Annotated in this window: 26 protein-coding genes and 3 pseudogenes; 23 read left to right on the top strand and 6 right to left on the bottom strand. The window is 35.3% G+C overall.

Annotated features, from left to right (window positions below; translation table 11 throughout):
* Positions 1-9 precede the first annotated feature (9 nt).
* Both C564_RS33540 and C564_RS0116340 read left to right on the top strand, forming a co-directional pair.
* A pseudogene (locus tag C564_RS33540) lies at positions 10-317 on the top strand (YolD-like family protein).
* Positions 318-485: 168 nt separating this feature from the next.
* A complete protein-coding gene (locus C564_RS0116340; RefSeq protein ID WP_018766050.1) occupies positions 486-710 on the top strand; it encodes a hypothetical protein in 225 nt (74 codons plus the stop codon).
* A gap of 152 nt (positions 711-862) precedes the next feature.
* Here the strand turns inward: C564_RS0116340 and C564_RS0116330 are convergent, their stop codons facing one another.
* Positions 863-1,438 carry an oxygenase MpaB family protein gene (locus tag C564_RS0116330; RefSeq protein ID WP_018766048.1) on the bottom strand — a complete coding sequence of 192 codons (576 nt, stop codon included), beginning with the start codon at positions 1,436-1,438 and terminating at the stop codon, positions 863-865.
* Between the two features lie 250 nt (positions 1,439-1,688).
* On the opposite strand from C564_RS0116330, the gene C564_RS37465 reads away from it, so the two are divergent.
* From C564_RS37465 to C564_RS0116265, 13 genes and pseudogenes are all read left to right on the top strand, one after another.
* Complete coding sequence (locus C564_RS37465; protein ID WP_018766047.1) at positions 1,689-1,871, top strand: hypothetical protein; 183 nt, start codon at positions 1,689-1,691, stop codon at positions 1,869-1,871.
* A gap of 231 nt (positions 1,872-2,102) precedes the next feature.
* Positions 2,103-2,963, top strand: coding sequence for a hypothetical protein (locus C564_RS0116320; RefSeq protein ID WP_018766046.1), 861 nt, complete (start codon positions 2,103-2,105; stop codon positions 2,961-2,963).
* 675 nt (positions 2,964-3,638) lie between these two features.
* A pseudogene (locus C564_RS34845) lies at positions 3,639-3,905 on the top strand (hemolysin); the annotation flags it as partial.
* A gap of 389 nt (positions 3,906-4,294) precedes the next feature.
* Positions 4,295-5,008: a class I SAM-dependent methyltransferase gene (locus C564_RS0116310; protein WP_018766044.1), complete on the top strand. Its 714-nt coding sequence runs from the start codon at positions 4,295-4,297 to the stop codon at positions 5,006-5,008.
* Between the two features lie 545 nt (positions 5,009-5,553).
* On the top strand, positions 5,554-5,892 hold the full coding sequence (locus C564_RS0116305) for a DUF952 domain-containing protein (protein WP_018766043.1): 339 nt from the start codon (positions 5,554-5,556) through the stop codon (positions 5,890-5,892).
* 93 nt (positions 5,893-5,985) lie between these two features.
* The gene (locus C564_RS32135; protein WP_018766042.1) at positions 5,986-6,714 is read left to right on the top strand and encodes a serine hydrolase; all 729 of its coding nucleotides are present in this window, start codon (positions 5,986-5,988) and stop codon (positions 6,712-6,714) included.
* Positions 6,715-6,840: 126 nt separating this feature from the next.
* Positions 6,841-7,188 (top strand): GNAT family N-acetyltransferase, encoded by a 348-nt coding sequence (locus C564_RS0116295; RefSeq protein WP_231382324.1) that lies wholly within the window; start codon positions 6,841-6,843, stop codon positions 7,186-7,188.
* Between the two features lie 98 nt (positions 7,189-7,286).
* Positions 7,287-7,646, top strand: coding sequence for an MmcQ/YjbR family DNA-binding protein (locus tag C564_RS0116290; protein WP_018766040.1), 360 nt, complete (start codon positions 7,287-7,289; stop codon positions 7,644-7,646).
* A 3-nt stretch (positions 7,647-7,649) separates the two neighbouring features.
* The gene (locus C564_RS0116285) at positions 7,650-8,204 is read left to right on the top strand and encodes a YdcF family protein (protein ID WP_018766039.1); all 555 of its coding nucleotides are present in this window, start codon (positions 7,650-7,652) and stop codon (positions 8,202-8,204) included.
* Between the two features lie 56 nt (positions 8,205-8,260).
* Positions 8,261-8,875, top strand: a complete 615-nt coding sequence (locus C564_RS0116280; RefSeq protein ID WP_018766038.1) for a DUF4241 domain-containing protein — start codon at positions 8,261-8,263, stop codon at positions 8,873-8,875.
* Between the two features lie 91 nt (positions 8,876-8,966).
* A complete protein-coding gene (locus C564_RS0116275) occupies positions 8,967-9,347 on the top strand; it encodes a GNAT family N-acetyltransferase (RefSeq protein ID WP_081621485.1) in 381 nt (126 codons plus the stop codon).
* A gap of 17 nt (positions 9,348-9,364) precedes the next feature.
* Positions 9,365-9,751 carry a ribosomal maturation YjgA family protein gene (locus C564_RS0116270; protein ID WP_018766036.1) on the top strand — a complete coding sequence of 129 codons (387 nt, stop codon included), beginning with the start codon at positions 9,365-9,367 and terminating at the stop codon, positions 9,749-9,751.
* A 34-nt stretch (positions 9,752-9,785) separates the two neighbouring features.
* A complete protein-coding gene (locus tag C564_RS0116265; RefSeq protein ID WP_003207284.1) occupies positions 9,786-10,715 on the top strand; it encodes a phosphotransferase enzyme family protein in 930 nt (309 codons plus the stop codon).
* Between the two features lie 98 nt (positions 10,716-10,813).
* On the opposite strand, the gene C564_RS0116260 is transcribed toward C564_RS0116265, so the two are convergent.
* Positions 10,814-11,266: a GNAT family N-acetyltransferase gene (locus tag C564_RS0116260; protein ID WP_003207285.1), complete on the bottom strand. Its 453-nt coding sequence runs from the start codon at positions 11,264-11,266 to the stop codon at positions 10,814-10,816.
* Positions 11,267-11,642: 376 nt separating this feature from the next.
* Here C564_RS0116260 and C564_RS34840 point away from each other — a divergent pair.
* Together C564_RS34840 and C564_RS0116250 are read left to right on the top strand one after the other, a co-directional pair.
* A pseudogene (locus C564_RS34840) lies at positions 11,643-11,753 on the top strand (Thoeris anti-defense Tad2 family protein); the annotation flags it as partial.
* Positions 11,753-12,016, top strand: coding sequence for a Gp49 family protein (locus C564_RS0116250; RefSeq protein ID WP_006095034.1), 264 nt, complete (start codon positions 11,753-11,755; stop codon positions 12,014-12,016). The pseudogene C564_RS34840 and the gene C564_RS0116250, both read left to right, overlap by 1 nt.
* 106 nt (positions 12,017-12,122) lie before the next feature.
* Here the strand turns inward: C564_RS0116250 and rpiA are convergent, their stop codons facing one another.
* On the bottom strand, positions 12,123-12,788 hold the full coding sequence (gene rpiA / locus C564_RS0116245) for a ribose 5-phosphate isomerase A (protein ID WP_003204613.1): 666 nt from the start codon (positions 12,786-12,788) through the stop codon (positions 12,123-12,125).
* Between the two features lie 12 nt (positions 12,789-12,800).
* Positions 12,801-13,121 (bottom strand): 2Fe-2S iron-sulfur cluster-binding protein, encoded by a 321-nt coding sequence (locus tag C564_RS0116240; protein ID WP_003204611.1) that lies wholly within the window; start codon positions 13,119-13,121, stop codon positions 12,801-12,803.
* A 145-nt stretch (positions 13,122-13,266) separates the two neighbouring features.
* Here C564_RS0116240 and C564_RS0116235 point away from each other — a divergent pair, with 145 nt between their 5' ends.
* Positions 13,267-13,965 carry an RNA polymerase subunit sigma-70 gene (locus C564_RS0116235; protein ID WP_018766035.1) on the top strand — a complete coding sequence of 233 codons (699 nt, stop codon included), beginning with the start codon at positions 13,267-13,269 and terminating at the stop codon, positions 13,963-13,965.
* A 21-nt stretch (positions 13,966-13,986) separates the two neighbouring features.
* The gene (gene clpP / locus C564_RS0116230) at positions 13,987-14,568 is read left to right on the top strand and encodes an ATP-dependent Clp endopeptidase proteolytic subunit ClpP (RefSeq protein WP_018766034.1); all 582 of its coding nucleotides are present in this window, start codon (positions 13,987-13,989) and stop codon (positions 14,566-14,568) included.
* A gap of 53 nt (positions 14,569-14,621) precedes the next feature.
* Here clpP and C564_RS0116225 read toward each other — a convergent pair whose 3' ends face one another.
* Positions 14,622-15,479, bottom strand: a complete 858-nt coding sequence (locus C564_RS0116225) for a glycine betaine ABC transporter substrate-binding protein (protein WP_018766033.1) — start codon at positions 15,477-15,479, stop codon at positions 14,622-14,624.
* A 190-nt stretch (positions 15,480-15,669) separates the two neighbouring features.
* Between C564_RS0116225 and C564_RS0116220 the strand changes: the two genes are divergently transcribed.
* Positions 15,670-16,875, top strand: coding sequence for a quaternary amine ABC transporter ATP-binding protein (locus C564_RS0116220; protein ID WP_003207288.1), 1,206 nt, complete (start codon positions 15,670-15,672; stop codon positions 16,873-16,875).
* Positions 16,868-17,707 (top strand): ABC transporter permease, encoded by an 840-nt coding sequence (locus C564_RS0116215; protein ID WP_018766032.1) that lies wholly within the window; start codon positions 16,868-16,870, stop codon positions 17,705-17,707. The genes C564_RS0116220 and C564_RS0116215 overlap by 8 nt, the downstream gene beginning before the upstream one ends.
* A 72-nt stretch (positions 17,708-17,779) precedes the next feature.
* Here the strand turns inward: C564_RS0116215 and C564_RS0116210 are convergent, their stop codons facing one another.
* On the bottom strand, positions 17,780-18,022 hold the full coding sequence (locus C564_RS0116210) for a hypothetical protein (RefSeq protein WP_018766031.1): 243 nt from the start codon (positions 18,020-18,022) through the stop codon (positions 17,780-17,782).
* Between the two features lie 209 nt (positions 18,023-18,231).
* Between C564_RS0116210 and C564_RS0116205 the strand changes: the two genes are divergently transcribed.
* Both C564_RS0116205 and C564_RS0116200 read left to right on the top strand, forming a co-directional pair.
* A complete protein-coding gene (locus C564_RS0116205; protein WP_033794818.1) occupies positions 18,232-18,711 on the top strand; it encodes an HIT family protein in 480 nt (159 codons plus the stop codon).
* Positions 18,689-19,531: a PP2C family serine/threonine-protein phosphatase gene (locus C564_RS0116200; protein ID WP_026008591.1), complete on the top strand. Its 843-nt coding sequence runs from the start codon at positions 18,689-18,691 to the stop codon at positions 19,529-19,531. Before C564_RS0116205 ends, C564_RS0116200 begins: the two co-directional genes overlap by 23 nt.
* Positions 19,532-19,548 lie beyond the last annotated feature (17 nt).

Genomic DNA, 19,548 nt, shown 5'->3' with positions numbered 1-19,548 from the left:
AACGCAAAGATGCCGAAGGGGAGAGGAATGGTGAAATGGCAGCCATTCGCATCTATGCCGGAACAATTCGCCGGTATCAGATCTATCATTAAGGAGAATGCGAAAGTGCCACGCCCTATCGTGACGTAAGACAAAAAGGAACGAATTGAAAGCCGTCTACTAACTTCGTTACTACCCGAAGAGGAGATACTAATTACATACTTTCGGGTTATATGACTGTTGTCGATATCGATCCTTTAAAAAAGAGCGTTATATGTACGGACGCTTTTCATTATAAGAATACGTTTAAATTTATCGACATTATTAACGCTGAGTAGGCGGTATGTAACTATATTAAACGAAACTTCACATGTCCTTTACACTACGTTAATATCTAACTGTTGAAATTTTACATGAGGTAACAAACTAACGTAAAAGGGGCCTTGCTAATGGGACAGGTATAGTCGAACTTATACGAAATATAAATGTCAGGTGGTCAGGAGTTAATGTGGTATAACGTAGAGGTAAAGCGAGGGAAGCATGTATGCGAATTTGAAATCTACAGGACAAGCGACACCATTTCGGTGTTTTACGTAGATCAATCCGGCAGACAACAGATGATAGCTAGTACCGAAGAGATGATGGCGATATTGTTTTACGAGGAGGATAAGAAACGTTATAGAAATATTGTAGGAGATGCGAAGTGGATGTTGTTCTATTTTTATACATAGGGGAAGGGGATTATGGAATATTACACATAATCCCTATATAAATTCAGGAGTCAAATTATTCAAGTAATCGGCCATTATCTCCAACAGCGGTACGACTACCAATGGATACAGCCTGCCACATATCATCCGCCAAGTATAAGGATACACATGGTTTATTCATTCTTCCCCCCTTTTTTTGCAGCTCCATCTATTCCCCATACCTTTCGTAGTTCTATTGGTATGAGAAACGGGGTATATTCATAATCGGTCATAGAAAGTGACTGACGCCTGAGCAATGCCAGCCAAAGCTGATTAGCCATACTTCCAAAAACACTTGAATTATCAGAATCAAGAAAACCCATTAGTTCTTTGAATTTCATTAACTTTTGCCAATTGGAGCGAGGCACTTCCATCCAATCGGCAATTTTGTCCCCTACGATTTCTCGAATTAGAGCAAGAATAATGTTATCAAACATCTGACCCGGAATTAGATCTGCATGATATTCAAGAAGAGCCTGAGTCATCTGAATTCCTTCGGGGGACGGACGATGATGCCTTCTTCCAATAGTTTCTGTTAACATTATTGATTGTTCCATGGCCTCTGGGATAATGTCCTCCCGAACTCCTAACATGGATCCTACAATCTTCCAAAAATACAGATAATCTTCGGCCTGTTTTTCTGTTATCTTCATACCTAAACGACGAAGGCCATCAATGATAACACTAGAGAAGGTTAATAGAGTACCCAACAGATCCCCCTGACAAATTTGGAAATATAGTAAAATAAAGGGAGTTATTTAACGTAATAAACACCAAAAATAAAAAAGGGGAAGAAAAATTCAGCAAGCCTCTTATTAATAGCGTTTATTACGTTGGTAGTCACGGAGTTTATCGACAATTTATACATTAGTGCAGTTTCCGTAATATTTGCGTTAGCAGTAGTCGCAGCAGTTATTACGGAGAAGATAGGCGAATGGCGAAATAGGAGGAAGGGAACACATGATTGACGTTATTATTGACTTCGCGGGGAAGAACGTGATTAATCCTGTTATTAGATTCGTAAGATATCTCGTAATAGACCTTATAATAGAGTGCGTGATAGAGGGTGTAATAAACGGTATAAGGAAATTACGTGATAAGATACGTGACAAGAGACAAAATTGGCGTGAAAGGCGTTATTAGCGCTAATTATAACAATATATATAAACGGTATAACAAATATGATTGATTAACGCAAGACTGCGTTATACGATTTATGCGAGCGGATATATCACACGTTTTAATCTTTATATAACCGATTAGTTTGTTGTGTATTTTAGGTTTTTGTTATAATATTACATAGAAAATAAGGAAAAATAAGGAAAATGAAAGGTTGTTATTGTGTAAGTACAACACAAACAGGGGGAAACGAACATGAAAAAGTATCTAGTAGTAGGATTATCGGTGTCAAGTTTATTAGTGGGGTGTGGTCAGGACGATGCCTCTACGAAGAAAGACACGCCAAAGAGCGAACAGGTTGCGAAGAAGGACGCACAAGCCGATAAGAAGGTCGATGATGCAAAGCAAGATGAATTAAAGGACGCGAAAAAGTCCGATGATAATGCGTCAAAGGATAACGAACACACAGCGACCCCTACGAAGGAAGTCAAACCTGACCACAGCGACCTCGGCGAGAAGTACGCTGATAGGGGGTTGTTAAATATTGGCGCGTTTAAAGCATTGCATGTGGGCATGACGACCGAAGAAGTAGCGAAGAAACTTAATAGAAACGCCGAATCTGCGTATAAATCACGTCAGTATGACAGGGACGGGATTCGTTATGTATATCATTCGACTAGTGGTACGACGGTTGATGTATTTTATGTCGACGGGAAATTATACTCAGCAAGTCACGCGGATACCGATAAGAAAGGAAATGTCACACGAACGACGCTAGAACCAACGGGAGAGTTTGCGACGAACGCAGTGAAGAAAGATGATAAACCCGCTGTTGATAAACCAAAGGTAAATTCGTCTGCATCGAACGAAACGAAGTCTAATGACGCGAAACAAAACGATGTGAAACCTAATACCGCGAATGTAAAGAAGGAAGCACCAGCACCTAAAGAGCCGAAGTATGATGATAATGGCACGGTATTAATCGATGGACAGCCCGCATTAACCGAACAAGAGAAAGCCAAGATTCTGCGCGAAGAAGCTCGTTGGAATACGCCTAGCAGTGGTATTGGTGATAAGTGGCAAGATGAAATGAAGGAAATGGAGAGTCAGAAATAACGCATTTATCGAAACTTATTATAAAACGACAGTATGCTATAATACGAGCGAAAGGTTATCACAAGAGATGTTTGCTTTTGGTGAACGTCTCTTATTTTATTTAAGGGAAATAAGTAGCTCTATGATACGAAAATAGAGGTTTTTTATGTCATGTAAACTATTTGATAATTTAACGGAAAGTAACTTGCTGAAAGAGTTGGTGGACATCTTGCAGGAAATCAAGACGATTCTGCTTTATATAGTGATGACGGTTTTACTTTTACTTATAAGATTGAGTTATATCGATTACGAAATGATGATGCACATATGAGGTTTTTTATGGAAATCGATGGAATCCAAAGGTTAAACCCGATTTTTAACAAAAAAAATCTTATTGATGGAACACCAGAAAGTAGAGAAAAGAAGAGAGAAGATTACATAAAAACGAATGATCATATTACATGGAAGTATTGGACTCTTTGGCAAGTAGAAGCATACTTGGAGGGGGAAGTGCTAACTGATGTTGTAATAGAGAAAATAAAGCGAGCTACAGAACAAGATTGGGACATTGTAGAAACTCAAAAAGTAATCGATAAAATAAAAAATAGGTCAGGTTATCTAACTACTGAAGAAGTAATAGAAAAGGTATTTTTATTTGGTATAGGTATATTAAGAAATAAAAATCAAATATTACCCGTTCACAAGATGCATAGTGCGATTGATAAAGCTATTAATGATCTTACTTATATGTCCACGCAATGGCACGCTTTAGATTCTAAATATTCGGGAGTAATGGGATATATTGATAATGCAGCTCAAAAAGCTGATCAAAATAAATTTAAATTCTTAAAACCTAACTTGGATGCGGCTAAAGACAGTTGGAAAACATTAAGAACAGATGTGGTCACATTAAAAGAAGGGATAAAAGAATTAAAAGTGCAACCCGTCACTCCGCAAAAATAAGGCATGTGCTTATTTTCTTACTACTAGTAATGGAATTTATGTAAATTACCAAAGAAACATCTTTATTTAATGAGAATGTATAGCTACTCCATTTGTAATATTATTGCAATAATTGTAATGATAATTCTGAAAAATCGAAATCAAATTCCAATTCTAAGGGTATTTCTAATTGTTTGATTGGATTTTCAGAAAGAGTAAGGTAAATACTTTTAAAATAATATAAAAGGAAAATTAGGTGCATTTATGCGTGTTAAATTAGCATAAATAGGCATATGTAGAGAGTTCAAACTTATTTGAATTTAAAGTATTGTTAACCCCGATGAAACACGAAACATTCTAATTGTTAGTATAATTAGAATGTAAGATTTAATTGGAAAGAAGGGGTTATTATGAAAGAAACAATTAGTAGTTATGAAGATTTATTGGATATGTTAGATTCGTTATTGCGTGAACCAACTCAATTTTGGGATGATTTTTATTCTAATCGTGAAAAAGGAGTTCCCTTTTTTACTAATAAACCAGATGAGAACTTAGTTAATTATTTCGAGAAAAAATTACTTAATCCAGGAAAAGTTCTTGAACTCGGATGCGGTCCAGGCAGGAATGCAATTTACTTTGCTGAAAAAGGATGCTTAGTTGATGCAGTAGATCTATCGCAGGAATCAATTCAATGGGCAACCGAACGGGCAAAAGAAAAAAATGTAAATATAAATTTTATTTATAACAATATCTTTGACTTACAAATTGAAGAGGGTACATACGATATTGTGTATGATTCAGGATGCTTTCATCATATTGCTCCACACAGAAGAATGAGTTATATAAATTTGGTGAAAATGGCTTTAAAACCAGGTGGTTATTTTGCAATCACTTGTTTTGTTCAAGGTGGAGAATTAGGTGGAGCAGACATAACAGATTGGGAAGTATACAAACTGCAAAGTCTTAAAGGTGGATTAGGTTTTACAGATAAAAAACTTAGAGTCATCTTTAAAGGCTTTTCTGAAGTAGAAATACGTAGGATGAAAGAGATAAAACAATCGAATAAAGTATTTGGTGTCTCTGGACTTTGGACAGCCTTATTCACGAAAAATTCTACTGAATAGTAAAAAATGTTTTCTAAAGAATTTATATCCGTTATTTAAAAATTCGCATTTTAAAATGTCCACAAAAGAGTGTTATGGGGTATAATTAATATAATCTTTCAGATGAGGTGAAGAAGATGACATTCCGTATGGTTCGAAGTAACTAGTTTTCGGACTGAAAAAAACGCGTACCAGCCATCAAGGGAGAAGTATGTCCTTTTTCGGAAATGAAAACTATACGTCGCGGTAGTTACCGTTATCATCAACAAGGGTACGGGATTGTTTTATTAACAAGTCTCAGAACCTTAGTTTTTACACTCTTTTGGAAGGTGGATATACAATGTGAATGAATTAGATTACAAAAGCCGATTTCCATAGTTTAGGAGAACGGCTTTTTTCGTGGGATACCTGGTGCTATCTAATTAAGAGATTCGGAATCCAAAAGCAAAATAATTTCGTTTTGTGGGCATTTTAAAATCTGAGGTTGATGGGCATTGGCGTTACCCCGTAACGAGCGGGAAAATCCTCTTAATGTTTCTATAAAGTAGGGAAGAAGGAGATTGACTATGATTACAAAGGTAATGGAAAAAAGTGAATGGGAAGTAGCAAAAGCAAAAGGAAACATAATGGAAGCTTCACTGATGCAAGAAGGGTTTATTCATTGTTCTTTTTTAGAACAATCTCTTCAAGTGGCAGAAAAGCATTTTAGTACTGAAATGGAGTTAGTATTACTTGTAATTAATCCGTCGTTAGTTGAGGTGGAGATAAAATATGAATTGGCTTCTAATGGTCAAAACTATCCACATATATACGGAACCGTAAATGCTAATGCTGTTGTGAAAGTAGTAGAACTTCAGAAAGAAAATGGCGGCTATGTTTTACCAGTAGAGTTGGAACAGAAATAGTAGAATGCATTTGTTAACCTCATAAAAGGATTTTTGATTCGTATTATCGAAATACTGAAAGGGATAAAAACGAAATCGAGAAGAGGCGTACAAATGGAGGAAGTAATCAAGAAAATAAAGGAGATAAAATCAGGTCAAGTAGGTATAGTTGCTTATTCGGCAGAAAGCCAAAATATTGTCGCTTTATATAATGATGATATATTGGTTCCACTAGCGTCTGCCGCAAAGGTTGCAATTGGATTTGCTGTAGCTAAAATGGTTGAAGAGAATCAAGTTCGCTGGAGTGATGAAATCGAAAATATCGTATTTAATCCGAAAGAAGATAGTAAAGAAATATACCCACATCTACAAAGAAGAACCGTATTAACACTCAAAAATGCTGTAGAAGTAATGATTGCATGTCATGACAATTGTATTGCACAATCTGTTGTCAACTTTTGCGGTGGATGGGAAGAAGTAAATAGTAGAATTCAATGTTCTTTTTCAAAGATTTATATTACGAAAGACCCAAGGGATATGAAAAATGTTGGGAAATTAAAACAAGTTCTTAAACTTTTAATTCGTATATTCCAAGGATATGAATTAAATCCGGTGCTATGGGAACCAATTATAAATGGAATGGTGAGACAACAAGGACAATATGAAGGAATACCAGGGTACCACTTAGCCCATATGACAGGTGGGTTACCTACAGCTGTTATAAATATCGGTATACTAGGAACGTTTTATGAAAAACCATTGCTTTATGTGATTGGCGGAATGGAGTTACCAAATCGTTATGAAAATCAAGAAGCTGATATGAAAATAAAAGAAACATTGTAATGTTTGTATAAAGAGTATACAGAATGCTATATATAGTGATAAGAAAGGAGAATAGACTTGAAAATTATACAACAAAATAACTCAAAAGATAGCGAATATATTAAAAATAAAGTAATCCAATACAATATGTCTGTACTATCAGATGAAGTAAAAAGCCCATTAGAACATGTAAGTTTTTTCTTAAAAGACGATGTTGGCAAAGTATTTGGGGGCATAACAGGCACAATATATTTCTATCACCTTCATATTGATTTTTTATGGGTGGATGAGTCAGTACGTCATGAAGGATATGGTAGTCAACTATTAAATGAAATCGAAGAAATTGCCAAAGAGAAAAACTGTAGACTTATATTACTTGATTCATTTAGTTTTCAAGCACCTGAATTTTACAAGAAACATGGTTACAGAGAGTTTGGCGTAGTGGAAGATCATCCTAAAGGGTATAGTCAGCATTTTTTAGAGAAACGTTTATAAGTATAATATAATAATGTTATGTAAATTAATTTTCGGGATATATAATCATGCATTGTAACCAGTTAAGCAATTAAGAGCAGATAAGAGGAGAAAAAGAAATGGAATCAACACGTACATACTGTCTTTCAAAAAGAAAAGTAACAGAAGATTCTCCAGACGGATGGAATGCAACATGTATGAGAATTCATAATAAAATATTTGCGATTTTCAATCATGAAAAAGGGGATAAAGCGGCTATTACATTGAAATGTGATCCCAATGTAGCATTGCGCGTTAGAGAAGAATATCCTGATGCAATTATTCCTGGCTATCATATGAATAAAAAGCATTGGAATACAGTTTACATAAATAAAGGATTAGAACAAGAAGTAATTAATAAAATGATAGATTGGTCGTATGATTTAGTTCTGCAATCTTTTTCGAAAAAGCTGCAGAAAGAGATTTTAGGAGAGGGATAAACGATGTCTTATCCATTCGATTGCATTACTAATTTTATTTTTGTTGAAACTGAAATTTCTCCAGCAGATGTAATTTTAATCCCTGGTGCTAATCATCCTCCACTCATGGAAAAAGCTGCTTCTTTGTATAAACAGGGCTTAGCACCATATATACTTCCATCTGGCGGATATAAACCACACGTCGGAACTACTGAATGGGATTTTTTAAGAAATATTGGCATTGCAAATGGAGTGCCTGAAGAAGCGATTTTAAAAGAAGATCAAGCACAACATACTTTGGAAAATGCACGTTTATCGTTGGAAGTTTTACAAAATACAGGTATAGACCCTAAAAAAGCTATCATTGTTTGTAAAGCAGGACACTCACGCAGGGCATTATTATGTTATCAAGCTGAGTTTCCAAAAGAAACTGAGTTCTTCGTCTCATCTGTAATCGACAGGTATGGAATAACTAAGGAAAATTGGTTTACGACTGAGATTGGAATCAGTCGTATCATGACTGAAGTTGAGAAAATCGGTAAATACTTTGGTCCTCATATTCCGAATTGGGTGAAATAGCACGTGAATTTTATCCGTTTTACTATAAACAAGAAAATGAAAGGAAGAGAAACGTGATGTCAAAGTTATTACATGAATTATCTAAACTGAATAGTGAAGTCTTACGTCCTGAAGTATTAGATCATTTAAAAGTTACTTCAGGTAAAATGGTTGCTTGTGATCCTCTTATTTTTAATAAAAATCACTTCGAACAAACAATTCAGCCCGGCACATATCCAATTGTTGCTTGGTTGAACGAGGAAGATGGTGTAATTGCTGGTGCTGAATTGAAAGTATCAGAAGCAAAAGTGACAGAATGGAAGATGGCAATAAAGCCAGGACAGAATGTAAGTGAACTAAAGGAAGGATATATTTTTGGGTATCCAGTTGATACGGGACTAGGGTGTTTTGCAGATGTGGAAGCAATTGATAAGTTAGAAGAAATAGAAAATAGATTACAACAAGAGTTAGGAGAAGAATTCATTAGTTTGTATGATGATTTGATAGACGACGTACTAACAGAACATGATGATGAGTGGGGAAATTGTGTAGTATGTGAGGAAACAGGAAGTAATATTATTATGTTCCGATCAGGTTATGGTGATGGTTTTTATCCTTCCTATTGGGGATTTGATGAGAATGGGAAAATTGTTTCGCTTGTTACTGATTTTAACGTATTGTATGAGGAATAAATGAATAATGGTATAGGGGTTTTGAATAGTAGAGGAGGGTGTGGAAATCAGAAAGGCACGTTTAGATGATGTACATGATTTAGCTATGTTAATGAAACATCTTGGTTATCCAACAACTATAGAAAAAATGAAAGTAAGACTTCAAAATATTTTTTCTCACCCAGATTACTATACGTTGGTAGCAGAAGAAAATGAGCGTGTTATTGGAATGATTGGCTTATGTACAGGCATACTTTACACTGAAGATGGAATATACGCTCGCATTATTGCATTAGTAGTAGATGAAGAGTTTCGAAATCAAGGAATAGGAAAAAGTTTAATAGAAGCAGCAGAGAAATGGGCGATGGAACAAGGGACAGATTCGATTTGCTCAAATAGTGGGAATCGTGAGGAAAGACACCATGCGCACCAATTTTATAAATGTATGGGATATGTTGAAAAAAGTACAGGGTTTGTAAAACGTTTTGTGTAATAAGAAAGGACTTCATAATGAGTTATAAACGAAATAGGTTGCTGTATGCAATCTTGACAATAATAGTAGTTATTTTAGGATTGGCATCAAGGAAATTTGCTTATGCTTTACCTAATCTATTAAATGCATATTTAGGGGATGCACTGTGGGCTCTCATGATTTTTATTGGATTTGGATTCCTTTTTCATAAAATGAAGACTAAAAAGATCGCGTTTTTAAGTTTACTATTTTGTTATGGTATTGAAATCAGTCAATTATATCATGCGGATTGGATAGATAATATTCGTGCAACGACTTTAGGGGGACTTGTATTAGGGTATGGTTTTTTGTGGAGTGATTTATTAGCTTATACAATTGGAGTTGGAATGGGTATGCTTTGTGAATTAATGTTTCGAAAAGTATAAAAGGCTTCGGATTTCATAAAGGGGTATATGTACAATGGAACACATATTAGATATTACAAATTTTTGGTTTCAAGACGAGCAAGTAACAGCAGAAGCAATCCAACCGAAAGTAACAAAGATTATAAGGAATAAGCAAAATTATATATTAAAAGAAAAAGGTTCGATAAAGCAGTTGTTGGCTGAAACAAATGTATTAAATCAACTTGCACAAAAAGGAATTAGAATACAAAGGCTTTTGAAGACGAGAGGCAACGAAAGCTATATTTTACAAGATGATAAATATTATTGTATGTATGAGTATGTAGAGGGAAATGTTGTAGAAGTCAAACGCGTTGAAAATCTTAAAGTGTTAAGTAATACTATTGGAAGTGAAGTTGCTAAGTTACATCAGGCACTTTGTTCCACAAATCATGTAGACGAATTTGTGGAACGTAATTTGTACAATGTAATTTATGATTGGGCCACACCTATTTTGAAAAGCAGTGAGCAAGTTCATCCTGAGCTCATTCAAACTATGAACCAGCTGCAAAAAGACTTTAAAGACTCCATTACGCTGTTACCAAGGCAACTCATTCATCGAGATATGCATTTATCTAACTTAATCTTTAAGGAAGATGAGTTTCAAGGATTTATAGATTTTGAACTTGTAGAAATAAATGTGAGAGTGTTTGATTTGTGCTACTGTTTCACTAGTATTTTAAGCGAAGTATTTTGTGATGAACAATTAAGAAGTGACTGGTTATATATTGTTCGAAATATTTTTGAGGGATACCATAAACAGAATTCTTTATCAGAAGCAGAAATTCAGGCGATTTGGTATGTAATGCTAGGTATTCAAGTCATCTTCATTACTTATTTTGTTCAATCAGCAGAATTATTAAAGTTAAATGAAGAAATGTTCTTTTGGATTTTAACAAATAAAGAGGCGATTGAAGAAACAATAAAGGGAGTAGAGATAGTTTAAGAGACGACAATGTATAGATGAAAGAATTGATAGAGTATATTATAAATGAATCGTTTTAAAATCCCCTTTATATAGTGCAGAAAGGGGATTTTACTTTATTATTTACTAACTTCTTTAATCGATAAATCCTTTGTCATAAGAATATGCGGAATACCGTCTTCCATAAATACGTCTGAAGAAGTATGATAGCCTAGTTTGTTATAAAACCCTTCTGCATGTGTTTGCCCATGTAATTTAACTTTGGATATTTCTTTTTCTCTAGCAATCTCTTCTAATGTTTGAATAATTACTTTGCCTAAACCATGTTTTCGATAAGGTTGTAATATGCAGATTCTTTCTAGTTTACCAATGTTATCGACGAATCTTATGCGTCCAGTCCCTACAGGTATTTCATTAAAATAAACTAAAATATGATGACATACATCATTTAATTTATCGAATGTATCAAATTCATCTTCCAGAGGAACACCTTGTTCTTTGACAAACACTTCTTTTCGAATTTGAAAGGCAGTTTCTAAGTCAGCTATTTCTTTTATTTGTTTTGATTTCAACTTATTCAGTCCTTTCTTATATGATGGGAATATAAAGATACTGTTTTATATCGAGAAGCCCATTTTTTGGGTTTTTTCCTGTCTTTGGACCTGACTCAATATCGATAATAATACACCACTTGAAACTCTTTTTCGAATTGTATGCACCTGCTTCATCTAATTTTGAATGACGTTGTAAGCCTAGTTTTAATTTTATTGCTATGAAAATTACATGTTTGGACATATTAGCGATTGAATTAATTTTATCATATATGAATTCGGAGAATGAGCAGAGGGCGGTAAGAAACCGCATTAGGACAAAAGACCAATGGAATTCATATAGACGGTCAACGGTGTATTAGTGTCGTGGCCTTTATAAAACAAGCATAGAGGACATAATGTCTCATATGTTGCATATATTGCAATGAAAACAGTACAAGAACATTTTGTTCCTTGGTTAGCTTCACCAACTGATATGCTAGCAGAAGATTGGGAGGTTGTTGAATAATGGATAATACGGTAACTCAACAGGATATTGATAATATTTTAGAGAAAACTCAATGGACAGTAGAAGAATTTCATGGCAAATGTACAGTCGTAGTTGCGAAATTGCCAAATGGATTTATTTTAACTGAATCCAGCGCATGTGTTGACCCTGCTGATTATGATATGGATATTGGTATGGAATGCTGTAAAGAACGAATTGTAAATAAGATTTGGGAATTAGAAGAATATAGATTGCAATGTGAATTAGCTAAATTAGTTAAGTAAGTCGCTATTAGTGAAGTGATCTCAAAAAGTTAGACAGGTTACTTCATTAGTCAAAACTAAAGGGCATGGGCTTCGTATTGTACCGGGCTCATGCCCTTTAGTTTTGTCATAATACTTTTATTCCTTTTTCAGTTGCAATAATCGCTTTATTTACCATATTAATAAATAAACCAGTTTCAATTACACCAGTTACTATTTTTACCTGCTGATGAGTTTCGATTGGGTTCGTTATTTGGTTTGGAAAAACACAATCTAAGATCATATTGCCATTGTCTGTTATAAATGGTTGATTATTTTGGGTACGTAAAATCGTCTGGCAACCAAAGGATTGAATTCGTTTTGCAGTTTGCTCCCAAGCGAACGGTACGATTTCAATAGGAAGAGGAAAGGTACCTAAATCTTTTACCAGTTTTGATTCATCAGCGATTATAATGAGTTTTTGGGAAGAAGTGGCGACTATTTTTTCACGTAGAAGAGCGCCGCCGCCCCCCTTAATTAAATGTAGATTGGGGTTAATCTCGTCTGCACCATCAATCGTGAGATCAAGGTAATCAACGTCACTTAAAGGAATTAAAGGGATAGAAAGCTGCACTGCTAATTTCTGAGTTTCTATTGATGTTGGTACAGCTTGAATCGTTAAACCTTCGCTGATTAGCTGTCCTAATTTTTGTATTGTCCAATATACAGTAGAACCAGTACCAAGGCCGATTTTCATCCCGTCTTTTACAAAATCAGCAGCATATTCACCAGCTAAGCGTTTTAAATCCGTCATTCTGTTGCCTTTTCATTCTACAGGCCGTGGCCCAGCATCTAATCCGGAATTTTCAACTGTTAATATGGGACGAACGGTGAGATCAGTATGTACATGCATTTGACATGATAATCGCAAATGATCTTCAATGCCTTTTTCAGTAATAGCATTCTTCTCAACATGTGTAGGTTCACAAAAATCTCCAGCTATGATTTCGACACGGCAAGTGGTACAACGTGCTTTTCCACCGCAGCGGTGAAGAATATGGATACCATTATCTACAAGTGCTAGTACTAATTTCGTTCCTTCTTTGACATCAAATGTTCCGCTGCCTACAACGGTTAATTTTGGCATATTGTTGCCTCCTCATGTAAAATTCTACATAACATATTTATGACCCCACATTTACAAACATAAACATTAAATTTTTTTATGTGCCCCGTAACTTTTTGATTTGTTCAATCGTTAATTAAGTAAGCGCTGAAAAGGAGTGGTTATTTTGTGCACAAAAGTAACTCAAATGTTAAAAAATCATATCGATATGAATCATTCAAATATAAACTTTATCATTGAAAATTATGCGGAGTTAAAAAGGTACTGTACCTTTTTAACAAAAAGCAAATGGGATGGGGAAGACCTGGCCCAAGAAACGGTTTGTAAAGTACTTCAAAAATATATAGGTGTAGAACATAAAGATGTTTGTATTACGCTTCTATATAAAATCGCTCGAAATCAATGGCTCGATCAAATGAAAGCAAAATCAGCTAAGAAGAAATTAGAGCAGGAGATTACATTTGAAGAACCACATGAAAAAATTGCTGATTTGCATGAGATGGCGGAGAAAGTCTTGTCTTTATTAAATGTACAGCAATCCGTTATCTTCTTGTTAAAAGATGTTTTTCAATACAGCTTATCAGATATTGCGGAAATATGTTCAATCTCAGAAGGCGCAGTGAAGGCTTCGTTGTTTCGTAGTAGAAATAGATTGAAAACGGTAAGTGAAGAAGAGGAGATTGAATTAGCCGGGCAGGATGATGACGTTGAAGTAGTTGTAACAGCTATTCGTGAACAAAAACCAGAATTGTTAACAAGACTTCTTCCAACAATCGACTTTACACATCTATCATCTAAGCAGCCTGTGTTATTATTCAATACAAAGACACCTTCTTCTTACGGTTATATGCTATGCGCAGCTTAAAAAGTAGATGGAGGGATTATGATGAATACAATTCCGTATGTTGTAGAGCAAACAAAGCTAGGAGAACGCTCCTATGATATATATTCAAGGTTGTTAAAAGACCGTATTGTCATGATTGGATCAGAAATTAATGATCAAGTAGCAAGCAGTGTAGTGGCACAGTTATTATTTTTAGAAGCAGAAGATGCGGAGAAGGATATTTTTCTTTATATCAATAGTCCAGGAGGCTCAACTACAGCGGGATTTGCGATATTAGATACAATGAATTTGATTAAACCTGATGTTCAAACGCTTTGTATGGGCTTCGCAGCTTCATTTGGAGCGCTATTATTACTCGCTGGAGCGAAAGGGAAAAGGTTTGCGCTTCCAAATAGTGAAATTATGATTCATCAGCCGCTTGGCGGAGTGAAAGGGCAAGCGACAGAGATCGAAATAACTGCAAAACGAATATTAAAGTTAAAACATGATATTAATAAAATTATATCAGATCGAACAGGTCAACCAGTTGAAAAGGTAGCTCTTGATACAGAAAGAGACTACTTTATGACTGCGGAAGAAGCTAAAATATATGGTATTGTCGATGCTGTTATTGAAAAAAAATAACTTAAAATAGGCCAGAGAACATTAGGCTCCCTGGCCTATTTTTGCGTAATAAATTAATCTTTTATCCACTCATTTACTAACGCCTGATTCTTTTCAATCCATTTTCGAGCCGCCTCTTCGGGATCCTTTGTTTTATTTAACATAACCATCAATGTACCAAGTTGTTCATCACTCATTTTCCATCTGTCGAAATATTTCACAATCTCTGGATAATCTTTTTCAAAACCTTTTCGTACAGAGTAATAAATGTCGTCTTTTTCACCATATACTTTCTTAGGGTCTTTTAAATATTTTAAATCAAATTCTGAAAAGCTCCAGTGTGGATTCCAAAGCGTTACAGCGATGGGTTTCTTTTGTGTATATGCTTTTTTTAGCTCACTCATCATCGCTGCTTCTGAAGATTGGACAAGTTTTAGCTTTATATCATATTCTTTCATTGCTTTATCTGTTAAATTCATAAGGCTACTACCAGGCTCAATTCCGACAATCTTATTATCCAATTCATCCTTATGGGTATTTAAATCCTCGATACTGTTAATGTCTTTCATATAAGAAGGAACGACTAATCCAAGTCCAGTTCCCTCATACCATTTCGATTTTAAGACAATGTCATTTTTATATCGGTCATTTAAGGGCTTATCGGTTACGGGAAGCCATACTTCTAAGTTTGCATCAACATCGCCGCGAGCGACGCCAGTCCAAATAGCTGCTTTTTCTAAATACATGAGTTCAACTTTATATCCTTTTTCTTCTAATAAAACTTTCCACATATTTGCAGCCGCAATATTTTCCTTCCAACTTGTTACACCAAGTTTAATTTTTCCTTTTGTATTTGCATTTGTGGCATTACAAGAGGTAATAATCATACTGATAAATAACAAAATGCTTATAAGCCATATTTTCTGTTTCATCGAGTCCTCCCGTTTCGTAAATAGAGATTTTTCATTCCGTTTTGTATCACGTTGTTTGTAGGAATAAATCTATAAGTGAACCTTCTTATTATGAACGGAAACAAGAATTTTAAAAAAAGCCTCTTTATGTAATATTTCTGTTTAAAATCGTTACACTATGTGAATAGATAGGCAGAAAAGGAGTCGTTATATGGAAAATACAAAAGTACGTGTTGAAAACGTAACAAAAGTATTTGGAAAAAACCCTCAAAGAGCAGTCGCCTTATTAAAGGAGGGAAAAAGTAAATCAGAAATATTAAAAGAAACGGGAATGAACGTTGGGGTGAAAAAAGCAACATTTGAAGTGTATACAGGAGAAATTTTTGTCATTATGGGGCTATCTGGGAGCGGGAAATCAACTCTTGTTCGAATGCTCAATCAGCTTATAAAGCCAACAGCAGGCCACATATACATAGATGGGGAAGATATCGCAACAATGGGGAAAGAGGCACTTAGGAAAGTACGAAGAACAAAGATGAGTATGGTCTTCCAAAAATTTGCGTTATTTCCTCATCGTACCGTGATACAAAATGTTGCCTATGGATTAGAAATACAAGGAGTACCAGTAGAAGAAAGAGAAGCGAAAGCTTTGGAGTCACTTAAATTAGTTGGATTGAATCATCATAAAGATAGCTTCCCAGGACAATTAAGCGGTGGTATGCAGCAGCGCGTTGGAATTGCAAGAGCTCTTACGAATGATCCAGATGTTTTACTTATGGATGAGTCATTTAGCGCATTAGACCCACTTATCCGTAAAGAAATGCAAGATGAACTGTTAGAGCTACAAGATAAGATGGAAAAAACCATTATTTTTATTACACATGATTTAGATGAAGCACTTCGAATTGGGGATCGTATCGCATTAATGAAAGACGGAGAAATTGTGCAAATTGGAACGCCAGAAGAAATTATGATAAGCCCAGCTAATGAATTCGTAGAGAAATTCGTTGCGGATGTGAATTTAGGAAAAGTGATTACGGCTGAATCTATTTTAAAAAGACCAGAAACATTATTGATTGACCGCGGCCCTCGAGTGGCCCTACAAATTATGAGAAATGCAGGGGTATCTACCGTATATGTTGTAAATAAAAAACACGAGTTTTTAGGGATATTAACAGCGGATGATGCGAGTAAAGCTGTTCAAAAGCAGTGGCCAATTGCTGACTTGTTACTAAAAGATATTCCGCACGTATATTTAGATACATTACTAGAGGAAACGTATGCGAAAATGGCGGAAATGAAGCTTCCATTACCAGTCATTGATGAAAAGAAAAGGTTAAGAGGCATCATAAAACGAGAAAGTGTCATTCAAGCCCTTGCAGGAAATATTGAGGAAGAGGTGAATGACGATGAATAGTATTCCGCGTATTCCTTTAGGTGAATGGGTCGATGCATTTGTTACTAGTTTATATGCGCATTTTGAAGGATTGTTTAGAGGATTTTCATACATCATTGGTGGTTTCGTTGATTTACTTACAAATTTCTTAACATTAATTCCAGCATTTTTAATGATTATAATCGTATGTTTTCTCGTTTGGTATACAACAAGGAAAATATCTTTAGTGGTATTTGCGTTAATCGGCTTATTATTTATTCTAAACATTAACTACTGGGGACAAACGATGCAAACATTAGCGCTTGTTCTTACATCAGTCATTATTTCCATCATTGTTGGAATCCCAATCGGCATTTTAGCATCTCAAAATGAGCGATTTTCAAAAATATTGAGGCCAACATTAGATTTTATGCAAACAATGCCAGCATTTGTATACTTAATTCCAGCGATTACATTCTTTGGAGTAGGTGTTGTTCCTGGTATTATCGCATCTGTTATTTTTGCGATGCCACCAACGATTCGTTTTACTGATTTAGGGATTAGGCAAGTACCAGAAGATTTAATTGAAGCTGCAAATGCATTTGGTTCAACTACATCGCAAAAGTTATTTAAAGTTCAGTTACCTCTTGCAACGGGAACTATAATGGCTGGTGTAAACCAAAGTATCATGCTCTCTTTATCGATGGTTGTTACAGCTTCGCTTGTAGGTGCACCAGGACTTGGGGTAGATGTATATCGTTCTGTAACACAGGTTAACATTGGAATGGGGTTTGAGGCTGGACTAGCTATTGTAGTCATTGCGATTGTATTAGATCGGATTACGCAAGGATTTCATAAGAAAAGAAGAGTGTAAATAGAAATGAAACACGCATCGTAAGCGAGGCTACTTATTATGATGCGTGTTTTTTATTTGAATGAAATAAGGTTACATACGCACAATTACTGAACCTCCAGCTGGTGCACACACTTGATTTTGTTGTTCCATCGCTTTTATTAATTGATTATTTTCTTCAATCAATGAGATCAATTTTGCTAATTGATGTTCCAGGTTCGCTATAAGTTGCATCATGTAATGAAAATCATTAGGGATTGGTGGTGTAGTTCGTACGGCGTTGTTTGAATAAGAGGTTGGTGGGTAATTCATGTGAGAATTCCAATGTGGATGCATATGATTTGTTCCTCCTTCAAGAAAAGATTTCTTTTTCTATAATAAATGCCCATCTCTGTTTAAAGGTGACTCGATGAAAAAGAATTACAAAGGTTTATACTATTAGATTGAGATAATAGGAATATATAATAAATTCATTTCTGAATAGTCTGAACGGAAGGGTGTTTTATGGTATTATAATGGTAAATCCAAGGGATAGAGGGATGCATATGTCGACACAAAGTCACTTTGAAGCACACTGTTTTATATGTCAGAAACATAAAGGGGAGATTAAGGTGCTAGGCGGGGCAATCTATGAAGATGAACTCGTATATGTGGGGCATGTTCATTGGGAAGAAGAGGAAACGTATCTCGGATATGTAATGATTGATATAAAAAGACATGCACCAGGATTAGCTGAATTAACAGAAGAAGAAGCGAAAGCTTTTGGTTTAATTACGAGTAGAGTAAGCCGTGCATTAAAAGAATGCGAGGGTGCAGAACATATTTATGCTTTCGTTTCCGGTAATGGAGTCAATCATATGCACATGCATATAATTCCTCGTTATCCGAATACACCGAAGGAATTTTGGTCACCAACTAAGATCGCCAATTGGAAAGATGCACCTTATGGACAAGCAGAACAAATCCAAAAACTATGCGAAAGAATACGAACGTATATGGTGAATGAGTATGCATACAACAAATAATACACAATCTTCATGGGTTGGTAGTGATGAAATGTGTTTAGGCGAAATTTCAGTTAAGCAGTATGGTGATATAGTGCTTGGCAGATATGGTGGAAATACGAGTGCAGGCGCAAAGAAGAATGAAGATGGCGCTTTCGTTTGGTCAAATGGAGATTGGGAATTTGCGATGATATTAGATGGACACAATAGTGCAGAAAGTGTCGCCTTAGTAGTACATACAATCCAAAATGACTATGAAAATATAAAAGTTTTATTAGAAGAACCAATTGAAATAGCATTCCGTTCTGTTGAAAATCATATCCTTACACTTTTTCAATCTAATTCGTTTCAACAGGCGTGTCAGCAAGTAAAGGGTGAAACAGCATGCTTAATTTGTGTGCGAAAAGAAAATTATATTTGGTGGTTTTCTATAGGAGATTGCCTCGTTTATGTATTTCATGAAGAGTTACATAAGCTAGGACAGTATATGCTGAACCAACGTCATTTTTATGAATGGATTGGGAATGTGAATACATTTTCTTTACCTGTTCCATGTTATTCTTCAGGTGCTCGAGAGCTACGTACAGGAAGAAATAGAATCGTAATGGTAACAGATGGCGTACTAGAATACGGAGAACGTCGTTATGAAAATCCAATTCATTTATATAAAGATATATATGAAAACAAAGTGAAACTAACAGAATGTATTCAAAATGTACTAGAGCATGTTCATCACCAACTTGGTCGAGATAGTGCAACGATAATTAGTTGGGATTATGATAATCGTGTATATGCTACTTATCCAAGCGATCAGCTGGAGAAAATACGATCTTCAAATTAGTAAAATAGGGGGTAGGA

It is taken from the genome of Bacillus sp. 105MF (genome assembly GCF_000374885.1).
Classification (GTDB): domain Bacteria; phylum Bacillota; class Bacilli; order Bacillales; family Bacillaceae_G; genus Bacillus_A; species Bacillus_A pseudomycoides.
Note: the sequence above shows the minus strand (reverse complement) of the source record. Positions and strands in the feature narration are given on the sequence as shown.

What these genes read in the sequence shown, in the direction of transcription:
- C564_RS0116340 (WP_018766050.1), top strand. Translation starts at nt 486, where the DNA reads ATGTGGTATAACGTAGAGGTAAAGCGAGGGAAGCATGTATGCGAATTT.
- C564_RS37465 (WP_018766047.1), top strand. Translation starts at nt 1,689, where the DNA reads ATGATTGACGTTATTATTGACTTCGCGGGGAAGAACGTGATTAATCCT.
- C564_RS0116320 (WP_018766046.1), top strand. Translation starts at nt 2,103, where the DNA reads ATGAAAAAGTATCTAGTAGTAGGATTATCGGTGTCAAGTTTATTAGTG.
- C564_RS0116310 (WP_018766044.1), top strand. Translation starts at nt 4,295, where the DNA reads ATGAAAGAAACAATTAGTAGTTATGAAGATTTATTGGATATGTTAGAT.
- C564_RS0116305 (WP_018766043.1), top strand. Translation starts at nt 5,554, where the DNA reads ATGATTACAAAGGTAATGGAAAAAAGTGAATGGGAAGTAGCAAAAGCA.
- C564_RS32135 (WP_018766042.1), top strand. Translation starts at nt 5,986, where the DNA reads ATGGAGGAAGTAATCAAGAAAATAAAGGAGATAAAATCAGGTCAAGTA.
- C564_RS0116295 (WP_231382324.1), top strand. Translation starts at nt 6,841, where the DNA reads ATGTCTGTACTATCAGATGAAGTAAAAAGCCCATTAGAACATGTAAGT.
- C564_RS0116290 (WP_018766040.1), top strand. Translation starts at nt 7,287, where the DNA reads ATGGAATCAACACGTACATACTGTCTTTCAAAAAGAAAAGTAACAGAA.
- C564_RS0116285 (WP_018766039.1), top strand. Translation starts at nt 7,650, where the DNA reads ATGTCTTATCCATTCGATTGCATTACTAATTTTATTTTTGTTGAAACT.
- C564_RS0116280 (WP_018766038.1), top strand. Translation starts at nt 8,261, where the DNA reads ATGTCAAAGTTATTACATGAATTATCTAAACTGAATAGTGAAGTCTTA.
- C564_RS0116275 (WP_081621485.1), top strand. Translation starts at nt 8,967, where the DNA reads ATGAAACATCTTGGTTATCCAACAACTATAGAAAAAATGAAAGTAAGA.
- C564_RS0116270 (WP_018766036.1), top strand. Translation starts at nt 9,365, where the DNA reads ATGAGTTATAAACGAAATAGGTTGCTGTATGCAATCTTGACAATAATA.
- C564_RS0116265 (WP_003207284.1), top strand. Translation starts at nt 9,786, where the DNA reads ATGGAACACATATTAGATATTACAAATTTTTGGTTTCAAGACGAGCAA.
- C564_RS0116250 (WP_006095034.1), top strand. Translation starts at nt 11,753, where the DNA reads ATGGATAATACGGTAACTCAACAGGATATTGATAATATTTTAGAGAAA.
- rpiA (WP_003204613.1), bottom strand. Translation starts at nt 12,788, where the DNA reads ATGACGGATTTAAAACGCTTAGCTGGTGAATATGCTGCTGATTTTGTA.
- C564_RS0116240 (WP_003204611.1), bottom strand. Translation starts at nt 13,121, where the DNA reads ATGCCAAAATTAACCGTTGTAGGCAGCGGAACATTTGATGTCAAAGAA.
- clpP (WP_018766034.1), top strand. Translation starts at nt 13,987, where the DNA reads ATGAATACAATTCCGTATGTTGTAGAGCAAACAAAGCTAGGAGAACGC.
- C564_RS0116225 (WP_018766033.1), bottom strand. Translation starts at nt 15,479, where the DNA reads ATGAAACAGAAAATATGGCTTATAAGCATTTTGTTATTTATCAGTATG.
- C564_RS0116220 (WP_003207288.1), top strand. Translation starts at nt 15,670, where the DNA reads ATGGAAAATACAAAAGTACGTGTTGAAAACGTAACAAAAGTATTTGGA.
- C564_RS0116215 (WP_018766032.1), top strand. Translation starts at nt 16,868, where the DNA reads ATGAATAGTATTCCGCGTATTCCTTTAGGTGAATGGGTCGATGCATTT.
- C564_RS0116210 (WP_018766031.1), bottom strand. Translation starts at nt 18,022, where the DNA reads ATGCATCCACATTGGAATTCTCACATGAATTACCCACCAACCTCTTAT.
- C564_RS0116205 (WP_033794818.1), top strand. Translation starts at nt 18,232, where the DNA reads ATGTCGACACAAAGTCACTTTGAAGCACACTGTTTTATATGTCAGAAA.
- C564_RS0116200 (WP_026008591.1), top strand. Translation starts at nt 18,689, where the DNA reads ATGAGTATGCATACAACAAATAATACACAATCTTCATGGGTTGGTAGT.